Origin of the sequence: Marmoricola sp. URHB0036 (assembly GCF_000426045.1) — a bacterium.
GTDB lineage: Bacteria > Actinomycetota > Actinomycetes > Propionibacteriales > Nocardioidaceae > Marmoricola.
The window spans coordinates 78,827-91,362 of sequence record NZ_AUEP01000007.1; the positions used below are offsets into that span (position 1 = coordinate 78,827).

Sequence of the window (12,536 nt, forward strand, 5' to 3'; positions counted from 1 at the left end):
AAGAAAATAGCCCGGCACACCGACACCCCGCGGGAGGTCGAACAACGTGTTCGACGACCCGCGGGGCCGGCGGAGTCAGCGACCGATCAGGGCGTACGCCGGCTCGGTCTCCACCACGGTCTCGCCACCGGTCCGGCGCGGCCGGGACGGCCACCAAGCGCGCTCACCGAGCAACACCAGGATCGCCGGCAGCATCACCAGGCGGATGACGGTCGCGTCGAAGAGGATCGCGGCCGAGAGACCGACGCCCATCATCTTCATCTCCATCATCGACAGGGTCGCGAAGATGGCGAACACCGAGACCATCACCGCGGCCGCACTCGTCACGACTCCCGCGGTGTCGCGGATCCCCCGGGCAACCGCGAGACGGGTCGGCATCCCGTTCTGAACGTGCTCGCGGATCCGGCTGATCACGAACACGTGGTAGTCCATCGACAGGCCGACCAGGACCACCATCACGAACAGCGGGATCCAGTCGATGACGAAGCCCGGGCTGGTGAAGTCGAGGGCACCGGCGGCCCAGCCGTGCTGGAACACCAGGGTCAGGATCCCGAACGCGACACCCACCGAGGCCAGGTTCAGCCCCGTCGAGACCAGCGCGATCGGCACGCTCCGGAAGGCGAAGCCCATCATCAGCAGGGTCAGCAGGAGCACGACCCCGATCACGATCGGCAGGCGATCGTGCTGACGGTTGACGTAGTCCAGCGACTCGGCCGCGCCGCCACCGACGGCGTGCTCGACGTGCAGGCTGCCGAGAGCTGCCGGGACGAGGTCGGTGCGCAGCGAGGTGATCGCCCTGTCGACCTTGGGGTCCGACTCGTCGTACGGCATCACCAGCTGGAGCACCGAGGTGGTGCCGTCGGCCGAGACGCGCACGGGGTCGCGACCCGATCCGACGAAGTCGTCCGACCTGATCGCGTCCCGGTCCAGCCGCCGCAGCGCCTGGCCCACCGCGGCCCGGTCGGCCGGCGGCGCCTTGACCACCACGGCGGCGGTGGTGCCCTCGGCCGGGAACTCCTGCGTGATCCGGGTGAAGGTCTGCACCTCCGGGATCGAGGCGGGCAGCGTCTGCAGGTTGCCCTCGTGGATCCTCATCCCGAGCGCCGGCACGGCCAGCAGCAGCACGACCACACCGGAGAGAACCAGGGCGACGGCCGGGTGGCGGAGCACCGGCGACAGCAGGCGACTGCTGATCCCGCCCCGTCCGATCCGGCGGTTGAGGCGCCACAGCAGCGGGACGCGGGGACGATCGACCCAGCGACCGAGCTTGACCAGCAGCGCGGGCAGCACGGTGATGGAGCCCAGCACGGCGATCGCCACCACGAGGATGGCTCCGGTCGCGAGCGAGTTGAAGGTCGCGTCACCGATCACGAACAGCCCCGCCATCGAGGCGATCACCGCTCCTCCCGACACCAGGATCGAGTGCCCGGAGGTCTGCGCCGCGATCTCGACGGCGTCCAGCGTGCTGCGGCCGGCGGCTCGTTCCTCGCGCTCGCGCTTGAGGTAGAACAAGGAGTAGTCGACCCCCACCGCCATCCCGATCAGCACGATCATGCTGCTCACGGTTGCCTCGGCGTGCACGAGGTGGGAGAGCGGCGCGGTGATGCCGATGGTCGCGGCCACGCTCGTGGCGGTCAGCAACACCGGGATGCCGGCCGCGATCAGCGCACCGAACGCCAGCAGCATCAGGACCAACGTCACCGGCAGGCTGATGCCCTCTGCCGAGGACAGGTCCGAACCGACGCGGTCGTTGATGCTCGAGTCGATCGAGACGTCCCCGGCCTCACGCACCTCGAGGTCGGGATGGTCGGCCTGGACGCGCTTCGTCACGGCCTGCAGGGCCGAGGCATCGTCCTGGTCGCGTGCGAGCTGGACCGAGATCAGCAGTGCCGACCGGTCGGCGTTGGGCTGTGCCTCGGAGACGTCGACGATACCGGCGGCGTCGCGCATGCCGTCCCGGATCTCGGTGGCCGCGGCCGTGGCGTCGGCGGAGTCGAGGGCGGCGTGCCCGCGCGGGTTGATCAGCACGTTCTCGGTCTGCGGCTGGTCGAGGCCGGCCCGGTGCTGGAGGGCTTCGGCGCGACCCGACTCCCCCATCCGGTAGTCGGAGCTCTTGGTCTCCGTCGTCGGTACGGCGACGGCCAGGCCGACGGCGACCAGCACGAAGACGAGCCAGGCGAGCATGGCGCGCCAGGGATGGGTGGCGCTCCAGCGCGCGGCCCGGATCGGGATCTGCGTGAGGGGGTTGTGGGTGTTCGACATGACATCTCCTCGGGGGCGTTCAGGGATGTCATCGATCCTCGTGATCCGCGGGCCCCGGGTCAGTGGCGCCAGGACCCGACTCGAGGTGGTGCCTGCACCACCGCCCGGACGGCCCCGATCGGGAAGGATGGGCACGTGAGCACGGCGATGTCACCGGGGGATTCCCCACCCAGCCGGCTGCGCATGACGGCGTACGCCGCGGCCCAGCTGGCGCTCGCCGTCCCCGCCCTGGTGCTGTTCATCCTCAACGCCGTGGCCGGCGTGTTCGCCGTGATCGTCGTCGGCATCCCCGTGCTCCTGCTCACGATCCCGGCCACCCGCTGGATCGCCGACCAGCACCGGTCGATGGCCGGCCGGGTGCTGGGCACCCCCATCCCCCGGCAGTACCGCCCGCCGCGGTCCGGCGGCGCCCTCGCCCGGCTCGCCGGCTGGGCCTCGGACCCGATGACCTGGCGCGACCAGGCCTGGATCCTCGCCGCCACGACGTTGGGCTTCGCGCTCGCGCTGACCTCGGTGCTGCTGCTCGTGCTGGTCGTCACCGGTGCTCTCTGGTGGTTCGGGATCGAGCCGATCATGCGGGCCCGGTGCGCCATGGACCGGTGGTTCCTCAGCTACGGGCACGCCGAGGTGCTCGAGCAGCGCGTGCAGGTGCTCACCGAGACCAGGGCCGAGACGCTGGACCACGCGGCCGCCGAGCTGCGTCGCGTCGAGCGCGACCTGCACGACGGTGCCCAGGCCCGGCTGGTCGCGCTGTCCATGACCCTCGGGATGGCCGACTCGATGCTCGAGTCCGATCCGGAGAAGGCACGACGGCTGGTGAGCGAGGCACGGGCCACCACGACGGCCGCGATCGGCGACCTGCGGTCCGTGGTCCGCGGCATCCACCCGCCGGTGCTCGCCGACCGTGGCCTCGGCGGCGCGATCGAGGCGCTGGCGCTCGACATGTCCATCCCGGTCGAGGTGACGAACCGGGTGGGCGGCCGGCCTCCGGACCCGATCGAGTCGGCGGTCTACTTCGCCGTCGCCGAGTGCCTGGCCAACGTCGTCCGGCACTCGGGCGCCGGGCACGCGTGGATCACCCTGACCCACGCGGAGGGAGTGCTGAGCGCGATCGTGGGGGACGACGGTCGTGGCGGAGCCGACCCGCAGGCGGGGACCGGCATGCTGGGGGTGATGCGGCGGCTGGCCGCGTTCGACGGCACCATGAGGGTGTCGAGCCCGGCCGGCGGCCCGACGGTCGTCACCCTGGAGGTCCCGTGCGCCTTGTCCTCGCCGAAGACCATGCCCTCCTCCGAGCCGGCCTGATCCAGCTCCTCGAGGCCCACGGCTTCACCATCCTGCACGCGGTCGACAACGCTGCCGACCTGGCCGAGGCACTGCTCGACCCGGAGGCCGAGGCCGCGGTGGTCGACGTGCGTCTGCCGCCGACGCAGACCGACGAGGGCCTCACCGCGGCGATCACGGTCCGCACCGCCCGACCGGGGTTCCCGGTGATGGTGCTGTCGCAGTACGTCGAGCAGCTCTACGCCCGCGAGCTGCTGGCCAGCGGCGAGGGGGCGATCGGCTACCTGCTCAAGGACCGCGTCTCCGACGTCGCCGAGTTCGTGGACGGCGTACGACGGGTGGCCGCGGGGGGAACCGTGCTCGACCCCGAGGTCGTCGCCACGGTGATGGCCCGCAGCCCCGAGCAGCCTGTGGACCGGCTCAGTCCCCGGGAGCGTGACGTGCTGGCCCTGATGGCCGAGGGTCGCTCGAACGCCGGCATCGCCGCGTCGCTCGTGATCAGCGAGAAGGCGGTGGCCAAGCACATCAACAGCATCTTCGCCAAGCTCGACCTGCCGATCGGCGAGGACGACCACCGCCGCGTGCGGGCCGTGCTGGCCTGGCTACACCTCTGACGGCCCATGCTTCGGGGGCCGAGCCCACTCCAGCAGCCGGTCGAGCGCCCAGGTGTTGACGATGCGGTCGGGGTCGATCCCCAGCTCCTCGGCCCGGGCACAGCCGTAGACCTGGAAGTCCAGCTGTCCGGGCGCATGGGCGTCGCTGTCGATCGAGAACAGGCAGCCGAGGTCGATCGCCCGCTGCAACAGGTCGGTCGGTGGGTCCCGTCGCTCGGGACGCGAGTTGATCTCCACCGCGGTGTCGGTCTCCACGCAGGCCCCGAACACCTCGTCGGCGTCGAACTCCGACTGTCCCCGCGTGCCGCGGTTGCCGGTGACCAGCCGACCGGTGCAGTGCCCCAGCACGTTGGTGAAGGGGTTGCGGACCGCGGCCACCATCCGCTTGGTCATCGGCGCCTTGTCCATGGCCAGCTTGGAGTGCACCGAGGCGACGCGTACGTCGAGCCGGCCCAGCATCTCGTCGGTCTGGTCGAGCGAGCCGTCGTCGAGGATGTCGACCTCGATCCCCTTGAGCAGCCGGAAGCCGTCGGCGAGGTGCTCGTTGACCGCCTCGACGACCTCGAGCTGACGGGCGAGCCGGGGACCGGACAACCCGTTGGCGACCTTCAACCGGGGCGAGTGGTCGGTGAGCACCAGGTAGTCGTGGCCGAGCTCGATCGCGGTGAACGCCATCTCCTCGATCGGGGACCCCCCGTCGGACCAGTCGCTGTGCGAGTGCAGGTCGCCACGCAGCCGAGCGCGCACCTCCGCACCGCCACGGGTGAGCGGCCCGCCCTCGTCCCGCTCGAGCTGGGCGAGCCGCGCAGGCATCCGTCCCTCGACCGCCGCCTCGATCACCTCGGCGGTCGACGCGCCGATGCCGGGCAGGTCGCGCAGGGTGCCCTGGCGCGCCCGTTCGTCGACCTCGTCACCCAGCGGGAGCACCGTGGCAGCCGCTGTGCGGAACGCCTTGACCTTGTAGGTCTCGGCCCGGCTGCGCTCGAGCAGGAAGGCGATCCTGCGCAGTGCGGCGACGGGTCCGCCGTCGTACCTGTCCGATTTGTCGGCCGGTGGTCGGTTCACGATCCCTATTCTGGCGGCTCGGGTGTGATCCACAGCACAGGGCCGGTCCTCCACACTCTGTCCACAGGGTTATCCACAGCCGGTGGGAAACCGTCGGAGCGATCGCCGCACGCCCGGTCTGCTCCACGCATTGACCCGGGTGCCGTTCGCTGATTAGCGTGTCGGCGCAGAGGGGGCTCTCGATGAACCGCCCATGCGTTCGCAAGGGGAAGGCAAGCGCGCGGGTGTCATCGGGAGCCCCTGCTTCGCGCTCGACACCGCCTCAGGCTCATCTGAGCGAATCCACCCACGATCGGGGTTGGCAGTAGAGACTGCGAGAGTGGACGTGAGCGTTGCGGAGAAGGAGGGCGGGGACGTGCCCGGCGAGCGCACAGCACTGAGCGGGCCCGAGAAGGCTCTCACCGGGATCACCGGCTTCGACGAGATCACAGGCGGCGGACTCCCTCGCGGCCGCCCGACCCTGGTGACCGGCGCCGCCGGATCCGGCAAGACGCTGTTCGGGATCGAGTTCCTGGTGCGCGGTGCGCGCGACTTCGGTGAGCCCGGCGTGCTGCTCGCGTTCGAGGAGTCCCAGAGCGACCTCGCCACCAACGTGGCCTCGCTCGGCTTCGACCTCGACCAGCTCGAGAAGGACGGCCTGCTCGCGATCGACGCCTTCCGACTCGACCCGGCGGAGATCGTCGAGACAGGGTCCTTCGACCTCGAGGGACTCTTCATCCGCCTCGCCATGGCGGTCGAGTCCGTGGGTGCCAAGCGGGTGTTCCTGGACACCATCGAGCTGCTCTTCAGCGCCCTGCCCAACGAGGCGATCATCCGCGGCGAGCTCGGCCGGCTGTTCCGGTGGCTCAAGGAGCGCGACCTGACCGTCGTGATCAGCGGCGAACGTGGCAAGGAGGGAGACCTGACGCGGTTCGGCATCGAGGAGTACGTCTCGGACTGCGTCGTCACCCTCGACCACCGCGTGGAGGACCAGATCTCCACCCGGCGCCTGCGCGTCGCCAAGTACCGGGGGTCGCTGCACGGCACCAACGAGTACCCCTTCCTGATCACCGAGCGCGGCCTCGTCGTCGTACCCATCACCTCGGTCGGCCTGACCTACGAAGCGTCTCGCGAACGCATCTCCACCGGTGTCCCCCGACTCGACGAGATGTTGTCGGGCGGCATCTACCGCGGCTCGTCGGTGATGATCAGCGGCACGGCCGGCACGGGCAAGACCAGCCTCGGTGCGCTGATGGTCGACGCATCCTGCGCCCGGGGCGAGAAGGCCCTCTTCTTCTCCTTCGAGGAGTCACCCGAGCAGCTGATCCGCAACATGGGCTCCATCGGCATGGACCTGCGCCGGTGGATCGACGCCGGCCTCCTCCAGGTGAAGGCGGTGCGACCCACGGCCTACGGCTTCGAGGAGCACCTCGCCATGCTGCACGACCTCATCACCGAGCACGAGCCGCAGCTGGTGGTGCTCGACGCCGTCGCCAGTCTCACCCTCGGGGGGGCCCAGAGCGCGACCACGTCGGCGATCTCGCGTGACCTCGACCTGCTCAAGGGACGCGGCATCACCGGCGTCATGACGACCCTCACGCACGGCGAGCGCGAGGAGTCCAGCGAGGTCGACGTGTCCTCGCTGGTCGACACCTGGCTGTTGCTGCGCAACGACGAGAGCAACGGCGAGCGCAACCGGCTGTTGTTCGTGATCAAGAGCCGTGGCTCGGCCCACTCCAACCAGGTGCGCGAGTTCGTGCTGACCGACGACGGCGCCGAGCTCCTCGACGTCTACGTCGGCCCGCAGGGAGTGCTCACCGGTTCCGAGCGCGTCGAGCAGATCAGCCAGGAACGCCTCGCCCAGGCCTCCCGCGCCGACGAGACCGAACGACGGCGGCAGGAGCTGGCCACTCGTTCGGCCGCCGTCCGGGCCGAGATGGCGGCCCTGCAGGCACAGCTCGCTGCCGACACCGCCGAGTTCGAGCGGTTCGAGGCATCCGCCGACGCCGGCCGCGCGTCCGGAGCCGCCGTACGCGCGCTGCTCGGTCGTGAGCGCTCGGGAGATCGCGAAGGAGGACCTCGTGACGACGGAGTCTGAGGAGTTCTCGTCCGACATCAACGCCGAGGGCAACGCGCCGGACGGCAAGGCGATGTACGACCTGCGCCTCTACGTCGCCGGCCAGTCACCACGGTCCGTCCGGGCGATGGAGAACCTGCGGCGGGTCTGCGACGAGCACCTCGCCGGACGCTACCGGGTCGAGGTCATCGACCTCCTCGTCAACCCGGCCCTTGCGCGCGGCGACGAGATCGTCGCCGTACCCACCCTGGTGCGCAAGCTGCCCGAGCCGATCCGCAAGATCATCGGTGACCTGTCCGACACCGACCGGGTCCTCGTCGGACTGCAGGTGCGACCTCTGGGCGACGACCTGCCGTGACTGCCGAGGCCTCGGGCCCTCGGTGGGCACTGACGCTCTACGTGAGCGGCGCGTCGCCGCGCTCGTCCGAGGCGATCGTGACCATCCGCCGGATCTGCGACGAGGACCTGGCCGGTCAGGTCGACCTCACGGTGTTGAACGCCGTCGACCACCCGGAACTGGTGAAGCGCGACCACATCCTGGCGCTGCCGACACTCGTGAAGCACTCGCCCGAACCGCTCCGACACCTCGTCGGCAACCTGACTGACGCCGAACGGGTGCGGCTGGCCCTCGACCTCGATCTCGCCACGCCGCAACCGTCCGCAACCCCCGTGGTGGACGGAGGATCCCTCGAATGACTGCCCCAGACGACTTCGACTCGAACTCGGCCACCGAGCTCAGCGGGCTCCGCGAGCAGATCGCCTACCTCCAGGAGGCCCTGTCCGCCATCAGCAGTGGCGGGGTCGACGCAGTCGTGATCGGGGAGCCGGAAGCGGAGCAGATCTACACCCTCACCAGCGCCGACCGTCCCTACCGCGTGATCGTCGAGGAGATGGGTGAGGGCGCGGCGACGGTGTCGGCGAATGGTGTCATCCTGTTCGCGAACCCCCAGCTGGCGAACTTCCTCGGTGTGGAGCGTGACAGCATGATCGGACGCGACCTCGCCGACTTCGTGGCCGAGGACCAGCGTCCGGCGCTCGCCTCGCTCCTCGTCGAGAGCGCAGAGATGACGAGACGGGCGGAGCTCGTGCTCACTGGCGGGGAGCGCACCAACGTCCCGTTCCTGGTCTCGTCGACCGACATCGACCTCGACGGCGTGCTCGTGCGGTGCCTGGTCCTCACCGAGCTCACCATGCAGAAGCTGATCGAGAAGCAGCTGGCCGTCGACGTGGCCCAGCTCGAGCGACAGCGCGTCGCGGCCGAGGTCAACGACACCATCGTGCAGGGCCTGGTGGCTGCCGAGATGGCTCTCGACCTCGACCAGGTCGACTACGCCCGCAGCCTGATCGCGGGCACCTCGAGGCGCGCCCGGAGCTGGATCGGCGAGCTCGCCGGCGATCGAGAGCTCGAGCCCGGCATGGCCGTGCGCCGGTCCCCGGCGCGAGGACTGACCAGCCCATGACGGAGAGTCTCAGCGTCCTGATCGTCGATGACTCCGAGGACCTGCGCGAGCTGCTCAGCATGGTCATCGAGCGGCACCCCGACGGCTGGCGCGTGGTCGCGACCGCGGCCGAGGGACAGCAGGGCATCGAGCAGGCGCGCTCCAACCAGCCCGACCTCGTCCTGCTCGACATCGCGATGCCGGTGATGGACGGGATGCAGGCACTCCCCCGCATCCGGGAGGCCGCGCCCGACGCCGTCGTGGTGATGCTCTCCGGCTACCCGTTCTCCACCGCCGGCCAGGGTGCATTGGACGCCGGGGCCCACGGCTACCTGGAGAAGTCCGACCTGGTGAAGGGCCTCATCCCCCGCCTCGAGCGGATCATCGACTCGAGCACCTAGACCCCGCGGAACTCCGGGGGGCGCTTCTCGCGGGCGGCGCGGATGCCCTCCTGGAGGTCGTCGGTCGCCAGCGTGATCGGCTGGGCCAGGGCCTCCCACTGCACGCAGGACTCGAGGTCCTGGTGGCCGCCGTCGCGCAGCGCGAGCTTGGTGTAGCGACTCGGGATCGGCGCGGTCGCGGCGATGCCCGCCGCGATGTCGTCGACCTCCTCGGCGAACCTCTCGGGGGGAAAGACCCGCGACACGAGGCCGAGCTCTCGCGCCTCGTCGGCGTCGACGGTCCTTCCGGTGAGCAGCAGCTCGCGCGCGTTGGCCTCCCCGACGGCGTTCGGCAGCAGGTAGGTCGCGGCCATGCCGGGGTTCATGCCCAGCTTGACGAAGGGCGCTCCCAGCCGGGCACCGGCCGCGGCGTACCGGATGTCGCAGGCCAGCGCGAGGCACAGTCCGGCGCCGATGGCCGGTCCGTTCACGGCCGCGATGGTCGGTACCTCGAGCCTGCGGATGGAGAGCCAGGCCCGGTAGAAGGCCATCATCCGGGTGCGCAGGTGGTCGACCTCGGCGTCGGGCTCGCTGGCGATCCACCCGGTGTTGCCGCCCGAGCAGAACGCCGTCCCCTCCCCGGTCACCACGACCACCCGGAGGCTCCGGTCGGCCGCCAGGTCGTCGATCGCGCGCACCCAGGAGGCCGTCATCTGGTCCGACATCGCGTTGCGCTGGTCGGGGTTGTCGAGCACGAGGCGGACGACGCCGTCGGACGGGTGCTCCACCCGGAGGTGTTCGAGGGGGCCCGAAGGCGCCGATTCGGGTGACATGCGCGGGAGATTACCGCTGCGGGACACGCGTGGCCCGAGCGCCCCCGCTGCGTGGTTTGAGCGTGAATGTGGTCTAGGGTCGTTTGAGGTTCCACCCGAACCCCGGCGGGTTTCCCCGACCCTCCCGCCGAGACGACCAAGGGATGATGAGGAGGCCGTCATGGCGGAGACCTGGAGCGGCGAGTTCTACTGCGTGAAGTGCAAGGAAAAGCGCGAGGCGAGCGGCGAGGTCAGGGTCAACGACAAGGGCACCCGGATGGCTAAGGCCGTCTGCCCTGTCTGCGGCACCAACCTGAACCGCATCCTCGGCAAGGCCTGACACCCCGCCCAGCCGACGATTCACGGCGGGACCCTTCCACGGAGGGGTCCCGCCGTCGTGCTTTCCAGGCACGGGCACAGCCCTGTGGACGGCCGTTTCGCGCCGACCGGTCGCTCGACCTAGCGTCCGCACATGGATGACTTCGGGGCCCTCGCGCTGGCGCCCGGCCTCCGCGTCGTACGCCGGGGTGTGCGACACCTCCAGATCGGCCTGTACGACGCACGCCGGGCGCTCCTGCCCCGCACCCCGGACGTCGAGCACACGCTGGCCGCCCTGCTGGAGCGTCGCCCGTTCCAGCCCGGGCCGGAGGGCCGGGCTGCCCTCGAGACGCTGGAGGAGCACGGCTGCCTGGTGGCGGCGGACGGGATCTCCCGACGCGCTCGCCGCCTGAGCGGCAGCCGGGTGTCCCTGCTCGGCGACCTCGCCGGCGCCCGGGACCTGCTCACCCGAGCCGGGGTGCGCGTGGTGGGCGCTCACGCCGAGGCCGACGTGGTGCTCGTCGGCGGGCCCGGCGAGGTCGATCGTGACCGGCTCGACCCGCTCATCAGGCGAGGCACCAGCCACCTCGTCGTACGTCTGGTCGACGGCGCGGCGCTGCTCGGCCCCTTCGTCGTACCGGGAGTCACGGCCTGCCTGCGCTGCACCGACGCACACCGGAGCATTACCGACCCCGACCACGTGCCGGTCACCAACCGCTACGTGCGGGCGACGAGCCGGCCGCGGGAGGACGGCACACCGGACGTCACCGATCCCGTGCTGACCGCCCTGGCGCTCGCGTGGGCCGTCCGCGACGTCGTCGCGTTCCTCGACGGCAAGCGCCCCGCGACCTGGTCGCGCACGCTGTTCCTGGACCCCGACCCGTCGCTTCACCAGGAGCAGGACTGGTCCAGGCACCCCGAGTGTGGATGTTCCTGGTCCGCCCACGCCCTGGCGTCAGGCACGATGGGGGTATGAGCGAGCTCCCACGCAAGGCCGTCGCGCGCACGGCCAAGCTCGCCGCGCTCCCCCTCGGGTACGCCGGCCGCACCGCACTGGGCCTGGGCAAGCGCATCGGCGGCGCCTCGGCCGAGTCGGTGCTCACCGAGGTGCAGCAGCGCACCGCCGAGCAGCTGTTCCGGACCCTGGGTGACCTCAAGGGCGGCGCCATGAAGTTCGGGCAGGCGATGTCGATCTTCGAGGCCGCGCTGCCCGACGAGATCGCCGGCCCCTACCGGGAGCAGCTGACCCGGCTGCAGGACTCGGCTCCCCCGATGCCCACCATGACCGTGCGCGAGATCCTCACTCGCGAGCTGGGCCCGGACTGGAAGGACCACCTGGTGTGGTTCGACCCGGAGCCCGCCGCGGCGGCCTCGATCGGCCAGGTGCACCGCGGCACCTGGGCCGACGGACGCGAGGTGGCCGTCAAGGTGCAGTACCCCGGTTCCGCCGAGGCCCTGACCTCCGACCTGCGCCAGCTCAGCCGGGTGGCCCGAGGCCTCGGCCCCCTGGTGCCGGGGCTGGACATCCGGGCCCTGATCGCCGAGGTGCAGGCGCGCGCGATCGAGGAGCTCGACTACCAGCTCGAGGCCGAGGCACAGCGCGCCTTCGCCGCCGAGTTCCGCGACGACCACGACATCGTGGTGCCCGACGTGGTGCAGGAGTCCGGCACGGTCCTGGTCACCGAGTGGATGGAGTCCACCGGCTCGCTGGCCCGGGTGATCCGGGAAGGCACCCAGGAGGAACGCGACCACTACGGGCTGCTCTTCGTCCGGTTCCTGATGGACGCCCCACGTCGTACCGGCCTTTTGCACGCCGACCCGCACCCCGGCAACTTCCGCACCATCCCTGCTGCCGACGGTTCGCCGGGGCGGCTCGGGGTGCTCGACTACGGCGCCGTCGCGCGGCTGCCCGACCGTCAGCTCCCCCGCTCGCTGGGCGCGCTGATCAGGATCGCGCTGATGGAGGACTACGAGCAGCTGGTCACCGCCCTGCGCGACGAAGGCTTCGTGCGCGAGAAGGTTCGCATCGACGCCGAGCAGCTGCGCGCCTACCTCGGTCCGTTCCTGGAGCCGGCCAGCGTCGAGGAGTTCCAGTTCTCCCGGTCGTGGATGCAGAGCCAGTTCCGCCGGATCAACGACCCCCGGGGTGACGCCTACGCGGCGATGCTGCGGCTCAACCTGCCGCCGGCGTACATGCTCATCCACCGCACCTTCGCCGGCGGCGTGGGCGTGCTCAGCCAGCTCGAGGCCACCGTGCCGTTCCGGTCGGTCCTGCTCGGCTCGCTGCCCGGCTTCGCCGACTGAGC

Annotated in this window: 13 protein-coding genes; 10 read left to right on the forward strand and 3 right to left on the reverse strand. The window is 70.8% G+C overall.

The features are described 5' to 3' along the window. Nucleotides 1-75: 75 nt before the first annotated feature. The gene (locus tag H976_RS0108605; RefSeq protein ID WP_036225445.1) at nt 76-2,262 is read right to left on the reverse strand and encodes an MMPL family transporter; all 2,187 of its coding nucleotides are present in this window, start codon (nt 2,260-2,262) and stop codon (nt 76-78) included. Nucleotides 2,263-2,397: 135 nt separating this feature from the next. Here H976_RS0108605 and H976_RS0108610 point away from each other — a divergent pair, with 135 nt between their 5' ends. Together H976_RS0108610 and H976_RS0108615 are read left to right on the forward strand one after the other, a co-directional pair. Beyond that, nucleotides 2,398-3,567, forward strand: a complete 1,170-nt coding sequence (locus tag H976_RS0108610) for a sensor histidine kinase (protein ID WP_196804017.1) — start codon at nt 2,398-2,400, stop codon at nt 3,565-3,567. Next, nucleotides 3,519-4,160, forward strand: coding sequence for a response regulator transcription factor (locus tag H976_RS0108615; protein WP_027861202.1), 642 nt, complete (start codon nt 3,519-3,521; stop codon nt 4,158-4,160). The genes H976_RS0108610 and H976_RS0108615 overlap by 49 nt, the downstream gene beginning before the upstream one ends. Here the strand turns inward: H976_RS0108615 and H976_RS0108620 are convergent. Next, nucleotides 4,149-5,225, reverse strand: a complete 1,077-nt coding sequence (locus H976_RS0108620; RefSeq protein WP_051276518.1) for a PHP domain-containing protein — start codon at nt 5,223-5,225, stop codon at nt 4,149-4,151. The genes H976_RS0108615 and H976_RS0108620 overlap by 12 nt on opposite strands. Nucleotides 5,226-5,544: 319 nt before the next feature. On the opposite strand from H976_RS0108620, the gene kaiC reads away from it, so the two are divergent. From kaiC to H976_RS25350, 5 genes are read left to right on the forward strand one after another with little or no spacing between them, the layout of a single operon-like run. After that, nucleotides 5,545-7,302 carry a circadian clock protein KaiC gene (kaiC, locus tag H976_RS25345; protein WP_196804018.1) on the forward strand — a complete coding sequence of 586 codons (1,758 nt, stop codon included), beginning with the start codon at nt 5,545-5,547 and terminating at the stop codon, nt 7,300-7,302. After that, a complete protein-coding gene (locus tag H976_RS0108630) occupies nt 7,286-7,639 on the forward strand; it encodes a circadian clock KaiB family protein (protein WP_027861204.1) in 354 nt (117 codons plus the stop codon). The genes kaiC and H976_RS0108630 overlap by 17 nt, the downstream gene beginning before the upstream one ends. Then, nucleotides 7,636-7,977: a circadian clock KaiB family protein gene (locus tag H976_RS0108635; RefSeq protein WP_027861205.1), complete on the forward strand. Its 342-nt coding sequence runs from the start codon at nt 7,636-7,638 to the stop codon at nt 7,975-7,977. Before H976_RS0108630 ends, H976_RS0108635 begins: the two co-directional genes overlap by 4 nt. Then, entirely contained in the window at nt 7,974-8,741 is a 768-nt protein-coding gene (locus H976_RS0108640) for a PAS domain S-box protein (RefSeq protein WP_027861206.1), read from the forward strand. Before H976_RS0108635 ends, H976_RS0108640 begins: the two co-directional genes overlap by 4 nt. Continuing rightward, nucleotides 8,738-9,121: a response regulator transcription factor gene (locus tag H976_RS25350; protein WP_051276521.1), complete on the forward strand. Its 384-nt coding sequence runs from the start codon at nt 8,738-8,740 to the stop codon at nt 9,119-9,121. The genes H976_RS0108640 and H976_RS25350 overlap by 4 nt, the downstream gene beginning before the upstream one ends. Here H976_RS25350 and H976_RS0108650 read toward each other — a convergent pair. Continuing rightward, nucleotides 9,118-9,933, reverse strand: a complete 816-nt coding sequence (locus H976_RS0108650; RefSeq protein ID WP_027861207.1) for an enoyl-CoA hydratase/isomerase family protein — start codon at nt 9,931-9,933, stop codon at nt 9,118-9,120. The two genes, H976_RS25350 and H976_RS0108650, sit on opposite strands and share 4 nt — an antisense overlap. A gap of 160 nt (nt 9,934-10,093) precedes the next feature. Here H976_RS0108650 and H976_RS30320 point away from each other — a divergent pair, with 160 nt between their 5' ends. From H976_RS30320 to H976_RS0108665, 3 genes are all read left to right on the forward strand, one after another. Then, nucleotides 10,094-10,252, forward strand: a complete 159-nt coding sequence (locus H976_RS30320) for a DUF5679 domain-containing protein (RefSeq protein WP_196804019.1) — start codon at nt 10,094-10,096, stop codon at nt 10,250-10,252. 132 nt (nt 10,253-10,384) lie between these two features. Beyond that, nucleotides 10,385-11,206 (forward strand): hypothetical protein, encoded by an 822-nt coding sequence (locus H976_RS0108660; protein WP_027861208.1) that lies wholly within the window; start codon nt 10,385-10,387, stop codon nt 11,204-11,206. After that, nucleotides 11,203-12,534, forward strand: a complete 1,332-nt coding sequence (locus H976_RS0108665; RefSeq protein WP_027861209.1) for an AarF/ABC1/UbiB kinase family protein — start codon at nt 11,203-11,205, stop codon at nt 12,532-12,534. Before H976_RS0108660 ends, H976_RS0108665 begins: the two co-directional genes overlap by 4 nt. Nucleotides 12,535-12,536 lie beyond the last annotated feature (2 nt).